Origin of the sequence: Hyalangium gracile, from assembly GCF_020103725.1 — a bacterium.
Taxonomy (GTDB): Bacteria; Myxococcota; Myxococcia; order Myxococcales; family Myxococcaceae; genus Hyalangium; species Hyalangium gracile.
In genome coordinates, this window is sequence record NZ_JAHXBG010000040.1 from 42131 (window position 1) to 58325 (window position 16195).

At 69.0% G+C, this 16195-nt stretch carries 13 protein-coding genes; 9 read left to right on the plus strand and 4 right to left on the minus strand.

The window, feature by feature from the left end; translation table 11 throughout:
* Window positions 1-488: 488 nt before the first annotated feature.
* Window positions 489-1763 carry an alpha/beta fold hydrolase gene (locus KY572_RS44225; RefSeq protein WP_224249818.1) on the minus strand — a complete coding sequence of 425 codons (1275 nt, stop codon included), beginning with the start codon at window positions 1761-1763 and terminating at the stop codon, window positions 489-491.
* 327 nt (window positions 1764-2090) lie between these two features.
* On the opposite strand from KY572_RS44225, the gene miaB reads away from it, so the two are divergent.
* From miaB to KY572_RS44245, 4 genes are all read left to right on the plus strand, one after another.
* Window positions 2091-3488: a tRNA (N6-isopentenyl adenosine(37)-C2)-methylthiotransferase MiaB gene (gene miaB / locus KY572_RS44230; protein ID WP_224249819.1), complete on the plus strand. Its 1398-nt coding sequence runs from the start codon at window positions 2091-2093 to the stop codon at window positions 3486-3488.
* A gap of 73 nt (window positions 3489-3561) precedes the next feature.
* A complete protein-coding gene (locus KY572_RS44235; RefSeq protein ID WP_224249820.1) occupies window positions 3562-4032 on the plus strand; it encodes a Crp/Fnr family transcriptional regulator in 471 nt (156 codons plus the stop codon).
* Between the two features lie 28 nt (window positions 4033-4060).
* The gene (locus KY572_RS44240; RefSeq protein ID WP_224249821.1) at window positions 4061-5053 is read left to right on the plus strand and encodes a hypothetical protein; all 993 of its coding nucleotides are present in this window, start codon (window positions 4061-4063) and stop codon (window positions 5051-5053) included.
* 20 nt (window positions 5054-5073) lie between these two features.
* Window positions 5074-5826 (plus strand): DedA family protein, encoded by a 753-nt coding sequence (locus tag KY572_RS44245; protein WP_224249822.1) that lies wholly within the window; start codon window positions 5074-5076, stop codon window positions 5824-5826.
* A gap of 39 nt (window positions 5827-5865) precedes the next feature.
* On the opposite strand, the gene KY572_RS44250 is transcribed toward KY572_RS44245, so the two are convergent.
* The gene (locus KY572_RS44250; protein ID WP_224249823.1) at window positions 5866-8502 is read right to left on the minus strand and encodes a TIGR02266 family protein; all 2637 of its coding nucleotides are present in this window, start codon (window positions 8500-8502) and stop codon (window positions 5866-5868) included.
* Between the two features lie 170 nt (window positions 8503-8672).
* Between KY572_RS44250 and guaB the strand changes: the two genes are divergently transcribed.
* Entirely contained in the window at window positions 8673-10130 is a 1458-nt protein-coding gene (gene guaB / locus KY572_RS44255; RefSeq protein WP_224249824.1) for an IMP dehydrogenase, read from the plus strand.
* Window positions 10131-10178: 48 nt separating this feature from the next.
* On the opposite strand, the gene KY572_RS44260 is transcribed toward guaB, so the two are convergent.
* Window positions 10179-10796 carry a hypothetical protein gene (locus KY572_RS44260; RefSeq protein ID WP_224249825.1) on the minus strand — a complete coding sequence of 206 codons (618 nt, stop codon included), beginning with the start codon at window positions 10794-10796 and terminating at the stop codon, window positions 10179-10181.
* Window positions 10797-10904: 108 nt separating this feature from the next.
* On the opposite strand from KY572_RS44260, the gene guaA reads away from it, so the two are divergent.
* Entirely contained in the window at window positions 10905-12458 is a 1554-nt protein-coding gene (guaA, locus tag KY572_RS44265; RefSeq protein WP_317987982.1) for a glutamine-hydrolyzing GMP synthase, read from the plus strand.
* A gap of 243 nt (window positions 12459-12701) precedes the next feature.
* Window positions 12702-13646, plus strand: coding sequence for a hypothetical protein (locus KY572_RS44270; RefSeq protein ID WP_224249827.1), 945 nt, complete (start codon window positions 12702-12704; stop codon window positions 13644-13646).
* A gap of 6 nt (window positions 13647-13652) precedes the next feature.
* Here KY572_RS44270 and KY572_RS44275 read toward each other — a convergent pair whose 3' ends face one another.
* The gene (locus KY572_RS44275) at window positions 13653-14723 is read right to left on the minus strand and encodes an enoyl-CoA hydratase/isomerase family protein (protein ID WP_224249828.1); all 1071 of its coding nucleotides are present in this window, start codon (window positions 14721-14723) and stop codon (window positions 13653-13655) included.
* 66 nt (window positions 14724-14789) lie between these two features.
* Here KY572_RS44275 and KY572_RS44280 point away from each other — a divergent pair, with 66 nt between their 5' ends.
* Window positions 14790-15353: a flavin reductase family protein gene (locus tag KY572_RS44280; RefSeq protein WP_224249829.1), complete on the plus strand. Its 564-nt coding sequence runs from the start codon at window positions 14790-14792 to the stop codon at window positions 15351-15353.
* Window positions 15350-16144 carry an endonuclease/exonuclease/phosphatase family protein gene (locus KY572_RS44285; protein WP_224249830.1) on the plus strand — a complete coding sequence of 265 codons (795 nt, stop codon included), beginning with the start codon at window positions 15350-15352 and terminating at the stop codon, window positions 16142-16144. Before KY572_RS44280 ends, KY572_RS44285 begins: the two co-directional genes overlap by 4 nt.
* Window positions 16145-16195 lie beyond the last annotated feature (51 nt).

Here is a 16195-nt window from a genome sequence, read left to right on the forward strand (position 1 = left end):
AAGGCGAATTGTATGACGTGGATGGAGTGATGCTTCGCGCCGTCATGATCGCCGTCAATGATTTCCTGCCTTACAGCGCCAAGGCGTCCTGTCCCGATAGGCCCGAAGCACAGTCCTATCGGGTCACTCGTCAAGGGAACATCATCTTTGTCTACATCTACGAGAATGAGGCGTATTGTGGCGCCTCGTATCTCGCTCTGGACTCAGGTGCGAAGTACGCGATCAGCATCGATGGTCGCATCCTTCGGCGTGTGCTGGATGGTCAACCCGAGGGGAACGCAAGCTTGGAAGCAGTGGATGCTGGCCCCCGGAGGGTTCCCTCCAGACCCGGGGTGACTCCTGCCTACGATTCCATCTGGAACAAACCGTCACACTCCGTGCCCCAAGGAGAAGAAGATGGCGGGGTGAGCCTCTGGGCTGACGGGGGGAGTCCCCTCTCTACTGATGGAGGCGGAGCACCATAGTCTTGAATGAAGGTCCGCAAACGGCTACGGCGTCACGAACGTGAGCTCGAGCGCCCGGACACAGGCGTCATCCGGCTTCGCCGCTGGATCCTCCAGGAAGGCTCCCAGCAGACCCAGCGCGCAGGGCCCCAGCACCACGTGGCCCGTGGCGGGAAACTCGATGAAGAAGCTATTCGCCAGGTTCTGGTGCACCTGCATCCCCAGCTCGGGCGGCGTCGTGATGTCGAACTGCCCCGACATCACCAGGGCCGGCGTGTCCCGCCTCACCGGCTCCAGGGCCGACTCGTCCACGGGCTCCAGGGCCCAGGCCGCGCATGTGTCCCGGATGTCCTCCAGCACCTGGGTGAAGAACGCCGCGACAGGAGGGTAGAGCCCCTGCTGCCCCACCTCGTCCACGGAGAAGCCCGCCGCCTCCGTGCACCGGAAGGTGTACTCCCGAAGGTCCGCGAATGAATCATCCCGCTGCGCCCACGTGGGCAGGAGGCCGTTCAGCGGCGTGAAGTCCCCCTTCGTCATCGAGCTGATGAGCAGGGGCAGGATCGGGATCGACGAGGCGCTGAACGAGTTCAACAGCCCACCGATCAGCTCCTCCTGCGTGAGCGCCCAGGTGATCGGCTGTCCCGTGGTGGGGTGCGTGGCCTGGATGGTCGCCGGAGTGACCGCCAGCGTCTGCATCAGCTGCAGCGTGGTCGCCTCCAGGCCCGGGTAGGCCTGGGCGCAGGCCGGGTCCGCGGCACAGGTGGAGAACAGCAAGCGCAGGGCCCGGTCACCGCTCTTCGGCGCGCTCGCGAGGATGTTCCGCTCCAGCGGCCCGGTGCTGTCCAGCGTGACGCCGCGGATCCCCTCCGGGTGGTCCCTCAGCACGTGCTGCGTCAGGTACGTCCCGTACGAGAGCGCGTAGATGTTGTAGGTGCCGAACCCGAGCGCCTTCATCACGGCGGCCACGTCCGAGGCGCTCTCGACGCTGTTGTACGCCGACAGCTCCACTCCCGCGGCCACCCACCGATCGTGGCACTGCTGGAGCGCCTGCGCCGTCAGCGCCCGCTGCTGCTCGGTGCTCAGGGGCTTGCCGAGCTGCTGCGCCACCATCGCCCCCAGCTCCGGGCACTTCAGGGACGGCGTCGAGGCTCCCGCCCCGCGCTGGTCGAACAGGATGATGTCCCGCCGGGCCCGGATGGCCGCTCCCGCCGGCCCCAGCATCAGCTCCCGGAAGGCGCCGATGGCCGAGGCGCCGGCTCCCCCCGTCAGCATCAGCAGCGGATCAGCAGCCGGCTCCGCGCCCGTACTGAGCACATGCATGACGGAAAGGCGGATCCTCTGGCCCTCGGGCTGAGCATGGCGCTCGGGAACCTCCACCCAGCCACAGCGGACGCCTTGCAGCGGAAAGGAGCAGTCCGCCCCCTCGAAGACCGGCGTAAAGCCGGGTTTGCTCGGTGCGTCATCGTCTCCGCACCCCCAGGCGCTGGAGAGCAGGAGCAGCAGGGCAGGGAAGGCGAGGGGTAGGCGGGCGGGCTTGCGAGGCATGAGTCGCACCGTACCTCGGCAACGAACCCCCTCCCGCCGATTGCGGATTGCATTCCGGCGCCCGGCGTCGCATAAGAATCTGTTTTTCAACGGGAAAAGTTCATGAAGCGCTACTTCATCCACACCTTCGGCTGCCAGATGAACGTCAACGACTCGCTCCGCATGAGCGAGGTGCTGGCGAAGCTCTCGTACACGCCGACGCCGACGCCGGATGATGCCGACCTCATCATCCTCAACACCTGCGCCATCCGCGAGAAGGCCGAGGACAAGATGCTGTCGGCCCTGGGGCGCTACCGGCCCGTCAAGGTCAGCCGCGGCGCCCTCATCGGCGTGGGCGGCTGCGTGGCCCAGCAGGAGAAGGACCGCCTCATCAAGAAGGTCCCCTACGTGGACTTCGTCTTCGGCCCCGACAACATCGGCAAGCTGCCGGAGATCATCTCCCGCGTGGAGCAGGAGCGCGAGCGCGTCGTCGAGACCGCCTTCGTCGACTCCGAGGAGTACGTCTTCCCCCGCGCCAGCGCCGAGACCTCACGCGGCAAGGTGACCGAGTTCGTCACCGTCATGAAGGGCTGCGACAACGTCTGCTCCTTCTGCGTGGTGCCCCACACCCGCGGCCGCGAGGTCAGCCGCGCCTTCCCGGACGTGCTCACCGAGGTGGCGGAGCTGGCCAGCGTCGGCCTGCGCGAAGTCACCCTCATCGGCCAGAACGTCAACTCGTACAAGGGCGGCATCAGCTTCGCCCAGCTCCTGCTGCGCACCGCCGAGGTGCCCGGTATCGAGCGCGTGCGCTTCACCACCAGCCACCCGCACGATCTCTCCGACGAGCTGATCGAAGCCTTCCGCACCCAGCCGAAGATCGCTCCCCACTTCCACCTGCCCGTGCAGAGCGGCGCCGACCGCATCCTCAAGATGATGCGCCGCGACTACACCGTGGAGCAGTACCTGGAGCGACTCGAGAAGCTGCGCGCGGCCCGGCCCGGCATCGCCGTCACCACCGACATCATCGTCGGCTTCCCCGGCGAGACGGACGAGGAGTTCGAGCTGACCCTGCAGCTCACCGAGAAGGTCCGCTACGAGAACCAGTTCTCCTTCATCTACAGCCCTCGGCCCAAGACGGGCGCCGCCCTGCGCGAGAAGGACTGGGGCCCGGTGCCCCACGAGGTGAAGATCGCCCGCCTGGAGCGCCTGCAGAAGCTCCAGCGGAAGATCTGCGGCGAGATCGCCGCCACCCAGGTGGGCCTCGAGGTGGAGGTGCTCGTGGAGGGACACTCCAAGTACGACGCCGCCAAGCGCTTCGGTCGCACCCCCGAGAACCGCACCGTCAACTTCGACGGGGATGCCCCCGCCGGCGCCCTGGTGAGGGTCCTCATCGAGCGCGCCACCCCCAACCAGCTCATGGGCAAGCAGACCCGGGTGGTGATGGCTCCTACCGTCGTCCCCCCTCCGGCCGAGGCCCTGGCGGGGGTCCAACCTGACCGGTTTCCTCTCGTGGTGTCGTAAGGGGGGCGGTTTCGCCGCCGGGGGGCCGTTCCAAAACTGACGCGAGGCGGTAGGACGTGGTAGGAGCACTCCCATGGCCATCGTGCCCGAGACAGTGCTGAAGGCGTGCCCCATCTTCAAGGGGTTCACCGACACTGGCATCGCGATCTTCGCCAGCATCGCCGTCCCGCGCGCCTTCCCCAAGGGCACCCAGCTCTTCGCCGAGGGCAAGAAGGGCGAGTCGCTGCTCATCGTCGGCGAGGGCACCGTGCGTCTCAGCGCGAAGAACCAGGCGGGCGAGGAGATCTCTCTCGGGGATGTGGGCTCCGGAGAGCCGCTGGGTGAGCTGGCCCTCGTGCAGATCGGCGAGCGGCTGTGCACCGCCACGGCCATGAACGACGTGTCCGCGCTGGAGATCCGCCACGCGGACTTCCAGAAGCTCCTCATCCAGAAGCCCCAGGCCTGCGTGAAGCTGCTGATGGGCATCGTCACGTACTTCGGCCAGAAGGCCCGCGACAACCGAGAGATGCTCCGCACGCTCGTCGGAAAGGCGCCTGCCGCCTGAGTGGCGCGTGGTAGCCTGCTCGCCGCTCATGCGTGCGTGCGCTCCGGTGATAGCGGTGCTGCTGGCCCTCGGGGCCCCCCTGGCGCGCGCCGAGACCGACTGGTTCGCCAGCGTCTACACGCCCGCTGGCGTCGAAGTTCGAGCCGACGCCCGCGTCTTCGCGCTCTTCTGCCTGCTCAACCGCGCCGGCTACGACGCGGGCCCGCTGCGGCGCGAGCACCCCGTTCCCGCCTACCGCTATCCCCCGGCCCGCGTGCGCGTCCGCGAGGCCCTGGCCAGCGCCGACCCCGCCGTGCTCCAGCGCGCCCAGGCGTTCTTCGACGCCCATCCGCTGCCCCTGGAGCGCTACCTGGCCCTCACCGTCCGCATCGAGGACGAGACGGACATCCCCGCCGAGTTCCGGGAGCTGGAGGGGCTCGAGACCCTGCTCGATCTCGTCGAGGAGCGGTGGCCACTGCCTGTCCTCAGGACGGAGACCTTCGACGACTACCGATCGGTCATGCGTTCCTACCTTGCCGTTCTGGACGCGCCGCTCCAACGTGCCTCGCGTCTGCTGCGGCTGCCGGAAAGCGGGCCGGGCGTCCGGGTTGTGGTTAATCTGCTCGCCGAGGAAGGGTGGGTGCGCGGTTTTCGCACCGGGAAGGGTGTGGTGGTGGTGGTAGGTCCAGGTAAGGCCCCTGAGTTGGAACTCCTGATGTGGGAGTACGCCCGACTGATGCTCCCCGCCCGGGTGGGCGAGCAGGCCCAGGCTCGGTGGACGGCCGGGCCAGCGCTCTTGAAGGAGGCGCAGGGCCTGGGGGCTCGGGAGGCGACGGTGGGGGAGTACGCGGTGGCGCTGCTCAGCCGTGCGCTGGCGCTCGCTGCCCTGGAGGCCCCGGACTCGGCCTACGAAGCGGCCGGCCGGCAGGGGTACTTCGGGCTGAAGGCGTTGGCGGGGAGTTTTGGAGACGCGCGCCCGGTTGATGCGTGGGCGCTGGAGGGGCTGGCTCGGGTAGGTACCGGCCGTCCCCTCCGGAAGTGAACGAGAGCCAAGGACGAAGCGTGGAAGATTTACTCACCCATCTGCTGAGCGACACCCAGGGCATCTTTGCCTACGCAACGGTCTTCTTGATCCTGCTGGCCTGTGGGCTCGGTGTTCCGCTTCCCGAGGACATCTCGCTCATCCTCGGCGGCTTCCTGGCGCACAAGGGCGCCGCCAGCCTGCCGGTGATGATGGTGGTCGGCTTCGCGGGCATCCTCGCGGGAGACAGCCTCATCTTCTACTTCGGCCGCAAGCTGGGGAAGAACGTGGGGCGCAAACCCGGCGGCTTCTTCGCCCGCATCATCACCCCCGAGAAGCGCGCCAAGGTCGAGGGCCTGTTCCAGAAGCACGGGCAGAAGATCGTCATGATCGCCCGCTTCATGCCGGGCGTGCGCGCGGTGACGTACTTCACCGCGGGCTCGGTGGGCATGTCCTACTGGCGCTTCATCTTCTGGGACGGCCTGGCCGCGCTGCTGTCCGCGCCGGTGTTCGTCTTCCTGGGCTTCCACTTCGGCAGCGAGCTGGACTACCTGATCGGCCAGCTCAAGCGGAGCCAGACCGCGGTGCTCATTGCCCTGGCCGTCATCGGCGCCATCTGGTTCGTGTGGCACCGCCGGAAGACGGCGGCCGCTCGAGCGGCGGCGGCGCAGGCCCTGCAGCAGGCCGCGGTGGTTCCCGTCATTCCCCAGGAGGGCGGCTCGGCCGGGGCCCGCGCGCCGTTCCTGGACGCCGGGGAGAACCAGGTCGTCGCCTCCCGCACCTCCGAGCAGTAGGCCCCGGGGCGCATCACCTGCGCGCCCCACGCCCCGTGCTCAGCGTCGCCCGAACAGGCCCTTGAGCCAGCCCACCACTCCCGCCTTCTTCTCGGGCGGGGGAGCGGCCATGGCCGCCGCGGGCCCACCCCGCGCCGAGCCCGCCGCCGCGGGCGGAGGGTTGGCCGCGGAGTGCTCCTGCATCCGCGCCTTCACGGCCTCGGGCGTGTCGCGGGTGTTGAAGGAGCTGGAGACCTCGCGCCCCGTGGAGTTCTCCTTCGCCGTCACCGTCAGCAGCGACTCGCTGTTCACCTCGAAGGTGATCGTCACCTTCACCTCGCCGCGGGGGCGCTTGGGCAGGCCCGTGAGCTTCAGCGTGCCCAGGAACTCGTTCTCCAGCGTGCGATCCGAGTCTCCCTGGAAGATGCTCAGCTCGAGCTCCGCCTGTTGATCGCGGCTGGTGGACAGCGTGTACGACTTGGACGCCGGCAGCGCCGAGTTCCGCTCCATCACCGCCTTGAAGCGTCCACCCGGCAGCCCCACGCCGATGGCCATCGGCAGCACGTCGATGAGGGTGACACCCTCCTTCTGCCCCAGGCTGTGCGCCAGCAGCGCCGCGCCCAGCGCCACCGCCTCGTCCGGGTGCACGTTCTTGGTGGGCGGCTTGCCGAAGAACTTCGTGATCTTCTCGTGCACCAGCGGGAAGCGGCTCTGGCCTCCCACCAGCACCACCTCCTGGATGTCCTGCGGCGTCAGGCCCTTGGCCTTGAGCACCTCGTCGCAGACCTCCAGGGTGCGATCCACCAGCGACTCGGTCAGCTCGATGAGCTTCTTGCGCGTGAGCGTGACGTCGATGTCGTACGGCGTGTTGTCGATCATCGTCACGAACGCCACGTGGATGCGGATGTCCGAGCGCTCCGACAGCGCGCACTTGGCCCGCTCGGCCGCGTCGTGGATGCGCTGCATCGCCACCCGGTCGCCCTGGAACACCTTGCCCGTCTGCTTCTGGAACTCCTCCAGCAGGTACTCGACGATGGCGTTGTCGAAGTCGATGCCGCCCAGGAAGGTGTCGCCGCCGGTGGAGATCACCTCGTAGACGGTGTCGTGCAGCTCCAGCACGGACGCGTCGAAGGTGCCGCCGCCCAGATCGTAGACGAGGATGCGCTGGGTGAGCTTGCGCCCGTAGCCGTACGCGAGCGCCGCCGCGGTGGGCTCGTTGAGGATGCGCTCCACGTGGAGCCCGGCCAGCCGCCCGGCCTCGCGCACCGCCTGGCGCTGGTTGTCGTTGTAGTACGCGGGCACGGTGATCACCGCCCGCGACACCGCGTGCCCGATGTGGTTCTGCGCCACCTCGCGCACCTCGCGCAGGATCAGCGCGGAGATCTGCTGCAGCGAGAAGACGCGGTTGCCCAGCTTCACCGCCGCCTCGCCGTTCTCTCCCTCGGCGACCTCGTAGTGGAAGCGATCCTTGATGTGCTGGACGATGGGCGAGTCGTACGCGCGGCCCACCAGCCGCTTGGCCCCGTACACCGTCTGCCGGGGGTTGGTGAGCATCTGCCCCTTGGCCGGGTGCCCGATGATCATCTTCCCGCGCGTGTTGAGCGCCAGGATGGAGGGCACGGTGTTGTGGCCCTCGCGGCTGCGCAGCACCTCGGGCTTGCCGTGGCGCACGTAGCCGGCGCACGAGTTCGTCGTACCCAGATCGATGCCGATGATCGGCCCTTCGCGCTTCGGCTCCTCCTTGGGAGGCTCGAAGGGAGGCGCGTTGGGGACCGTGGAGGCATTGGCCGTGACAACCGGAGCGAAGCTGCCGCTGGGGCGCTGCGAGGCCGGCGGGGCTGGCGGAGCCGGAGGCGGGGGAGCAGCCGGGGCGGGAGCCTCGGGAGGAGCAGGAGGCGGGGCTGGGGGCTCGGGCGGCTCGGGCGGCTGAGCTGCCGACGCCGGAGGCTCGGGCGGAGCGGGGGCGGGAGGCTCCGGGGGCTCGGGAGCGAGCTCCTCCGCGTCCAGGATGGCCTCTTCCGCGACCTCTGCCTCCGAGGCAGCAGCCACTGGAGCCTGAGGCGCGGGCTGCGCCGGGGCAGCAGCCACCGGCTCCGGGGGCGCAGGTTGCGCGGGGACAGGTGCCGTCGGGATGGGAGCCGCGGGCCTCGCGGCGGAGGCCGCCACCGGGACAGGAGTCGCCGGGCTGAGCCGCAGGGGAGGCGTTGGAGCAGGCGTCGCGGGCGGGGCAGGGGGAGGCGCCGCCGAGACTGGCGCCTCGGGCTGCCCGGGGGCAGGAGCCGGAGGAGCCGCCGGCTGCGCGATTGTAGGCGTAGGAGGGATGGTGTAGTCAGCCTCTCCGACACCCAGGGGCACGGGCGGCGTCAGCGCCTGCCCATGAGGCAGGGGAGCGACAGCCGTCTCGAGGAAGCGCTTGGTCTCCGGATCCAGGGTGAGGAAGCGCAACCCCATGCCGGAGACACCGTGGCCCTGCTGCCCGGTGACGAAGTGCACCACCGCGGACGCATAGATGATGCGCGCTCCGGTGGAGAGCTTGAGATCCAGGGTGACAGGCGTACCCGGCGGCTTCACCGTCCTGGAGCGCAGGTAGATGCCGCCCCGAGTGATGTTGGCGCCGTACTTCGCGAGGAACTCTTCCGGGGTGGCGAAGGGCAGCTTGACCGCCAGCCCGATCGGTCCCTGATTGGATTCCGTCAAAGCCTCATCCCGAACGTGAGGGGTAGGGGAGAGTATCGCCTGAACCCACGGGGAACGGGCATCAAAACAGCCGACAGAAGGGCGCTCTGGACCGTTGCGAGCCCGCGTCCAGGCGCGTATGGAAGCGGCCCCGCCGGGCGATGATGCCCCGCGGCGCTCCGGGAGCCCTCATGCTGAACCCCGAAATCCGGCTCGCGCTCACCTTCGATGACGTCCTGCTGCAGCCCGCCGAGAGCGCCGTCATCCCCCGGGATGTCGAGCTGTCCACGCGGCTGACCCGCAACCTGCGCCTGAACATGCCGCTCTTGTCGGCGGCCATGGACACCGTCACCGAGGCCCGCACGGCCATCGCGATGGCGCAGGAAGGCGGTATCGGCGTCATCCACAAGAACATGACCCCCGAGCAGCAGGCGCTCGAGGTGCTCAAGGTGAAGAAGTTCGAGAGCGGCATGGTGGTGGACCCCGTCACCACCGAGCCCGAGGCGCCGCTGGCTCGCGCCATCGAGCTGATGCGCCAGCACGGCGTGTCCGGCATCCCCGTGGTGAAGGGCAAGCGGCTGGTGGGCATCGTCACCAGCCGGGACGTACGCTTCGAGACGAACCTGTCCCAGAAGGTGGAGCAGGTGATGACGCGCAAGCTGGTCACCGGGCGCGAGGGCATCCACCAGGCCGAGGCCCAGCAGCTGCTGCACCAGCACCGCATCGAGAAGCTCCTCATCGTCAACGAGGAGTTCGAGCTCAAGGGGCTCATCACCATCAAGGACATCGAGAAGCGGCGCACGCACCCCAACGCGGCCAAGGACGCCAAGGGGCGCCTGCTGTGCGCCGCCGCCGTGGGTGTCTCCGCGGACCGCGAGGCCCGCATCGACGCGCTGGTGAAGGCCGGCGTGGACGTGATCGTCGTGGACACGGCGCACGGCCACTCCCGAGGCGTGCTCGACGGGGTGCGCGACACGCGCAAGAACTTCAAGGGCTTCGAGCTGATCGCCGGCAACGTGGCCACCGCCGAGGGCACCCGCGCGCTGATCGAGGCCGGGGTGGACGCGGTGAAGGTGGGCATCGGGCCGGGCTCCATCTGCACCACGCGCGTGGTGGCCGGCGTGGGCGTGCCGCAGGTCACCGCCGTGGATGACTGCGCCCGCGAGGCCGCCAAGCACGACATCCCCATCATCTCGGATGGCGGCATCAAGTACTCGGGCGACATCGTGAAGGCGATCGCCGCAGGGGCCAGCTCGGTGATGATCGGCTCGCTCTTCGCGGGCACCGAGGAGGCGCCGGGCGACGTCATCCTGTACCAGGGCCGCAGCTACAAGAGCTACCGGGGCATGGGCTCGCTGGGAGCGATGAAGCAGGGCGCCAAGGACCGCTACTTCCAGGCGGACGTGGACGCGGTGAAGCTGGTGCCCGAAGGCATCGAGGGCCGCGTGCCGTACAAGGGCACCCTGGCGATGAACATCCACCAGATGCTGGGCGGCATCCGCAGCGGCATGGGCTACGTGGGCTGCCGCACCATCGAGGAGCTGAGGACCAAGGCCCAGTTCGTGCGCATCACCTCGGCGGGGCTCAAGGAGAGCCACGTGCACGACGTCATCATCACCGAGGAGGCGCCCAACTACCGGGTGGAGTAGGGCGCCGGGGGAGAAGTCGGCGGAGCGCTCCCCGACTTCCCAGAGGTGCTACTTGCCGCGGCGCTTGCCGCCGCCGGTGCCGGAGTCCTCGGCCGGAGCGCCGACGTCCGCCACCTTCTTCTCCGCGGTGGCCACGCGGCTGAGCAACGCGTCCTTGTCGTCCGGAGCCAGCGTCTCGATGGCCTGCCGCAGGGTGTTGAAGTCCAGGCGGGCGATGGTGACGGTGTTGCCGCCCTTGATCTCCTGCACGGTGGGTACGCTCACCAGCTCGCGCATGTAGGTCTCGAACTCCACGCGCACATCGGCGGTCTGCTGGATGCAGGCCTCCTTGGCGCTGACGATGGCGTCGGCGCCCTCCCGGTACTGCAGGTCCGGGTTGCGCGTCATGGCCTCCTCGAAGGTCTGCGTGCGCTGGCGCAGCGTCTCGTACAGGTTGATGTAGTCCTGGAGCCGGTCCGTCTCGGGACGGTTGACGTTGCGCGCCTTGTTGAGCTCCTCGGCGGTGTTGTCGCAGGTGAGCTTGCCCAGCTCGCCCGCGTTCGGAGTGTCCTTCACCGCGACGCTGGTGGTCTCGCGGTCGAGCCGTTCATCCGAGGTGATTTCCCGTGCCGCACAACCGGTGACGGACAGGAAGAAAACAGTGGCGGCGGCGGACAGGCGATGCATCAGGACCTCGACAGGGGCGGAACGAACAGGTGGGGTTTTAACGGTTGATCTTCCAAAGTTTGTAGCGGTATGGGCCGGCCTCCGTCAACGACGCCCGGGGAGAACCTCGTGGATATCCATGCTGAGAAGATCCTGATCCTCGACTTCGGCAGCCAGTACACGCAGCTCATCGCCCGACGCGTGCGCGAGCTGGGTGTGTACTGCGAGATCCACCGACCCGACCTGTCCGAGGAACACATCCGCCGCTTCGCTCCGCGCGGCATTGTCCTCTCGGGCGGTCCGGCCTCGGTGGAGGCGGAGGGCTCGCCCCGGTGCGATCCCTACGTCTTCCAGGCGGGCGTGCCAGTGCTCGGCATCTGCTATGGCCTGCAACTGCTGGCCAAGCTGCTGGGAGGCCGTGTGGACCGGTCGGCCCATCGCGAGTACGGCCCGGCGGAGGTGGAGGTGCTGGCCGCGCGAGGACCGCTGCTGGAGTTCAACCCGGGCGATCGGGTGAAGGTGTGGATGAGCCACGGCGATCGCGTGGACGCGCTGCCGCCGGGGTTCGAGGCCATCGGGCGCAGCGGCAACTCGCCCTTCGCGGCGGCGGCGCACACCTCCAAGCCGGTGTACGGGCTGCAGTTCCACCCGGAGGTGGTGCACACCCCGGCGGGCAAGCAGATGTTGCGGGCCTTCATGTTCGGCGACTGCAAGGTGAGCGGCTCGTGGACGATGAAGGGCTTCATCCAGGAGGCCGAGGCGGCCATCCGCCAGCAGGTGGGCGAGCACGGGCGCGTCATCTGCGGCCTGTCGGGCGGGGTGGACAGCTCGGTGGCGGCGCTGCTGCTGCACCGGGCGATCGGGCCGCGGCTGCAGTGCATCTTCGTGGACAACGGGCTGCTGCGGCAGGGCGAGCGCGCGCAGGTGGAGGCGCTCTTCGTGGATCGCTTCCACGTGCCGCTGAAGACGGTGGATGCCCGGGCGCGCTTCCTGGAGAAGCTGGCCGGTGTCACGGACCCGGAGAAGAAGCGGAAGATCATCGGCCGCGAGTTCATCGCGGTGTTCGAGGAGGCGGCGCGCGAGGTGCACGACGCCGAGTTCCTGGCGCAGGGCACGCTCTACCCGGACGTGATCGAGTCCGTCTCGTACAAGGGCCCGTCCGTCACCATCAAGAGCCACCACAACGTGGGCGGCCTGCCGGAGCAGATGAAGCTCAAGCTGGTGGAGCCGTTGCGCGAGCTCTTCAAGGACGAGGTGCGCGTGCTGGGCCGCGAGCTGGGCCTGCCGGACGAGATGGTGAGCCGGCAGCCGTTCCCGGGGCCAGGGCTGGCCATCCGCGTGCTGGGCGAGGTGACGGATGCTCGGCTGGAGCTGGTGCGCCGCGCGGATGCCATCGTCCAGGAGGAGATCCGCCAGGCGGGGCTCTACACGGAGCTGTGGCAGGCCTTCGCGGTGCTGCTGCCGGTGCAGAGCGTGGGGGTGATGGGAGACGAGCGCACCTATGAGTCCACGTGCGTGCTGCGCGCCGTCACGAGTGTGGACGGGATGACGGCGGACTGGGCGCGGCTGCCCTTCCCGGTGCTGGAGCGCATCTCCACGCGCATCACCAACGAGGTGCGCGGCATCAACCGCGTGGTCTACGACATCTCCTCGAAGCCTCCCGCCACCATCGAGTGGGAGTAGAGAAGAGAACGCGGCCCGCGCCCGGCCGCCGTGCAAGTGTTTGCACATGAATGCAAGGAATGCGCACTCGGACGCAATCCTTGCGCGGGTGGCTTGCCGGGGTGGGGGGGGACACGCAGCTTGGCCCCCCGAGCGCTCCTCACGAGCGCTCCTGGGAAGCCGGTCTGGTACATGCCTTGCTGGCCTTCCCCTGTCACGAGTCCTCAGGAGGGGGCCAGCTTGGACATCCCAGCGCTGCTTGGCATGAATGCCTTGGTTCAGGACGCGAGCGGTGGATCGCGCGATGTGGTCGCCGCCTCGGCGGTGGAGGACTTCTACAAGATCCTCATCAGCTACATGGATCCGGAGCTGCGAGCCACCTTCACTCCCACGGCCTCGGGGGAGCTGCAGCCCGAGGTGCGCCGGATTGCCCAGGATCAGCCGCTGGAGAACGCGGCGTTCTACCAGGAACTGCAGGTGCCCTACCTGACGGCGGTCCTCTCTGGGGCCCGGCAGCCCTCGGCGAAGCTGCTGGATGGGGCGACGGCGCGCAAGCAGCTCGAGGAGCTCTGCGCGAGCAGCGACGTCTTCCGGCGCCACGCCCGAGCCCTTCATGCGCTGCACTGGAAGAAGAAGTGGCCCGTGCTCAACAGCTACCTCGAGGATCAGCGCGCCGTCGATCGCTCCCAGGAGCTCTACGCCGCCTTCGATCGGCTCCAGGTGCACCTGCGCGCGCAGCAGGAGGCGGCGCGTGACTCCGAGCGCACCGTGAGGTTCGATGCGCTCCTGTCGAAGCTCGAGGGGCTCCGGGACTGGGCGCTGACGCGCAAGCTCTACTGGGCGACCCGGCTCTACAGCCACCTCACCCTGGAGTGGATGCCGAAGCTGCGCTCGCGGCTCGCCGATGCCGAGGGCACGGAGGCGGTGGGGCGAGAGCTCCGGTCCTACTCCGCGCTGCTCGCGATCCTGGAGGAGACGGACCGGAACCCGAGGGGGCTCACCTTCCACGAGGCCTTCCTGGAGACGGTGAGGGCGTTCACCTTCGCCACCACGCTGCCCCGCTACACGGACTATCGCGGCAACCCGGAGCGCTTCTCCGAGGCGGTGGACGGGCTCTTCACCGAGTTCAAGCAGCGCTACACCCACTCGGGCATCGTGGAGATCGAGCTCGCCCTCCACCAGTGGGGCCGCGAAGTCGCGGCGAGGTGAGGCGCTTCAGGGGCTCCACTCGCCGAAGGGGAGGGGAGCGAAGAACGCCTCCACGTCCTCGTCGCGGAGCCCGGCCAGGGTGGCGGGGTTCCAGCGGGGGCGCTGGTCCTTGTCCACGAGCACCGCCCGGATGCCCTCGCGGAAGTCCGGGTGCGCGGTGACGGACTGGCTGAGCCGGTACTCGAGCGCGGCGACCTCCGTATAAGGAAGGGAGCGGCACCGCCGCAGCTGGCGCAGCGTCACCTTCAGGCTGGTGGGAGACATGCGCGCCAGGGTGGCCCGGGTCTCCTCGGCCCACGCGGTACCCTCGGCGGCCAGGGCGGAGAGGATGTCCTCCATCCGGTCCGCCGCGAAGCAGCGATCGATGGCCTCCTGTTGGGCCCGCAGCGGCGCGGGTCCCGCGTCCGTGGAGAAGGAGGAGAGGACGCGGGTGGCCACCTCGCGCGGCGCGCCGGTGCTCCAGTCCACCGCCGCCAGCGCCTGCACCAGCTCGTCGAGCCGCGAGTGCTCCACATGGTGCGTCCCGTAGCCGACCCACATGGCGTCCGCGGCCGTGCCTCGCGCGCCCGTGAGGGCCATATAGGTGCCCACCTGGCCGGGGAAGCGCGGGAGGAACCAGCCTCCGCCCACATCCGGGAAGAGGCCGATGGCCGTCTCCGGCATGGAGAAGGTGAGCCGCTCGGTGACGACGCGGTGCGAGCCGTGGATGGAGAGCCCCAGCCCTCCGCCCATGCTGATGCCATCCACGAGCGCGATGAAGGGCTTCTCGTAGTGGTGGATGCGGTGGTCGAGGGCGTACTCCTCGCGGAAGTAGGTGCGAGCCAGGGGCTCCTCACCCTCGGGCAGGGGCTTGCTCATCGCCTGCGCCACGGCGCGCACGTCGCCCCCCGCGCAGAAGGCCTTTCCGCCCGCGCCGCGGATGAGGACGGCCTTCACCTCGGGGGCTCGGGCCCAGGCCTCCAGCTGGGGGCGGATGGCGCGGATCATGTCCAGGCTGAGGGCGTTGAGGGCCTTCTGGCGATCCAGCGTCACCAGGCCGATGGGGCCGCGCGTCACCAGCTGCACGTCGTTGCTCATGGAATGGGTGTACCTGATTTCGGGGAGTGCGTGCACGCACCCCGCCAATGGCGGTAAGCAGGCGCCATGCGCGTTCCCGTCGAGCTGCGCCGCAGCGTCCGGCTCCTCAACCACGGCCCCACTACCCTCATCACCGCCTCGGCGGGCGGGCGCACCAACGTGATGGCCGCCGCCTGGGTGATGGCGCTGGACTTCAACCCTCCGAAGATCGCCGCCGTCGTCGCCGAGGGCACCTTCACCCGCGAGCTCATCGACGCCTCGGGCGAGTTCACGGTGAGTCTGCCCACCCTGGCGCTGCTCGACGCCACCTATACCGTGGGGGAGTGCTCCGGCCGGGACGTGGACAAGTTCGCCACGTACGGGCTCCAGACGACTCCAGGCTCGGTCGTGAGCGCTCCGCTCGTCGAGGGGTGCGTGGGGTGGCTCGAGTGCCGTGTCCTCTCCGAGCCCGGCCCCCAGCAGCGTTATGATCTCTTCGTCGCCGAGGTTGTGGCCGCCTGGGCGGATGACGAGGTCTTCGTCGAGGGCGACTGGCGCTTCACCCGGGACGAGCACCGCACGGTGCACCACCTCTCCCGAGGCGTGTTCTTCACCACGGGCCAGCGCGTCCAGGCGAGGAGGCTGCCGTGACGGTGAAGGTGATGACGTTCAACGTGCTCTTCGGAGGCCAGGACCGGTTCGACGCCATCCTCGCGCTGCTGTCCCAGGTGCGGCCGGACGTGCTGGTGCTGCAGGAGTGCCTCTGGTGGGAGACAGGCGACCGGCTGCACCAGGTCGCCGCGGCCCTGGGCCTGCCGGCCGATGCCTCGCACATCCACCTGGGCACCTCGCGTCCACGCGGAAGCGGCAAGCGCTACCACGTGGCGCTCGCCAGCCGCCGTCCCCTCCAAGCGGTGCGGATCCACAACGATCCGCGCCAGATCGGCCACTGCCTGGTCCAGTGCCAGTTCGACGCGGGAGCGCCCGTGACGCTGTTCGGCACCCACTACGACGCGCACAACGAGGACGCCCGGCTCGTCGAGGCTCGCTACCTGTGCGATCTCCTCGATCCCGTCACCTTCCGGGAGGGCTTGTACCTGCTGGCGGGGGATCTGAACTCCCTGTCACGGAAGGATCCCTATCCCGCGGACTTCGCGGAGCGTGTGCGGGAGGCGGGGACGGACAAATACGGCCACCCGCCACGCTTCTCCGTGCTGGACACGCTGGAGTCCTTTGGCTGGGTGGACACGCTCTACTACCGGCAGGCCCCGGCCCAGTGGGTGACGGCGCGGCGGCAGAACAACGGCGTGGTGATCGACTACCGCACCGACTACGTCCTCGCCTCGCCCCGGATGGCGGAGCGGCTCATCCAAGCCGAGGTGGTGGATGTGGGGGAGGCCTCCGATCACCACGCGGTGGTGGCCACCTTCCGAGAGGAGTAGGGGCGTCCCTGCCGGAAGAGCTGGAGCTTCCGTTCTCCGTCCAGCCCTCGG

Bases quoted from the DNA above. Each gene is read 5' to 3' on its own strand.
- KY572_RS44225 (WP_224249818.1), bottom strand. From the start codon at position 1,763: ATGCATGTGCTCAGTACGGGCGCGGAGCCGGCTGCTGATCCGCTGCTG.
- miaB (WP_224249819.1), top strand. From the start codon at position 2,091: ATGAAGCGCTACTTCATCCACACCTTCGGCTGCCAGATGAACGTCAAC.
- KY572_RS44235 (WP_224249820.1), top strand. From the start codon at position 3,562: ATGGCCATCGTGCCCGAGACAGTGCTGAAGGCGTGCCCCATCTTCAAG.
- KY572_RS44240 (WP_224249821.1), top strand. From the start codon at position 4,061: ATGCGTGCGTGCGCTCCGGTGATAGCGGTGCTGCTGGCCCTCGGGGCC.
- guaB (WP_224249824.1), top strand. From the start codon at position 8,673: ATGCTGAACCCCGAAATCCGGCTCGCGCTCACCTTCGATGACGTCCTG.
- KY572_RS44260 (WP_224249825.1), bottom strand. From the start codon at position 10,796: ATGCATCGCCTGTCCGCCGCCGCCACTGTTTTCTTCCTGTCCGTCACC.
- KY572_RS44270 (WP_224249827.1), top strand. From the start codon at position 12,702: ATGAATGCCTTGGTTCAGGACGCGAGCGGTGGATCGCGCGATGTGGTC.
- KY572_RS44275 (WP_224249828.1), bottom strand. From the start codon at position 14,723: ATGAGCAACGACGTGCAGCTGGTGACGCGCGGCCCCATCGGCCTGGTG.
- KY572_RS44280 (WP_224249829.1), top strand. From the start codon at position 14,790: ATGCGCGTTCCCGTCGAGCTGCGCCGCAGCGTCCGGCTCCTCAACCAC.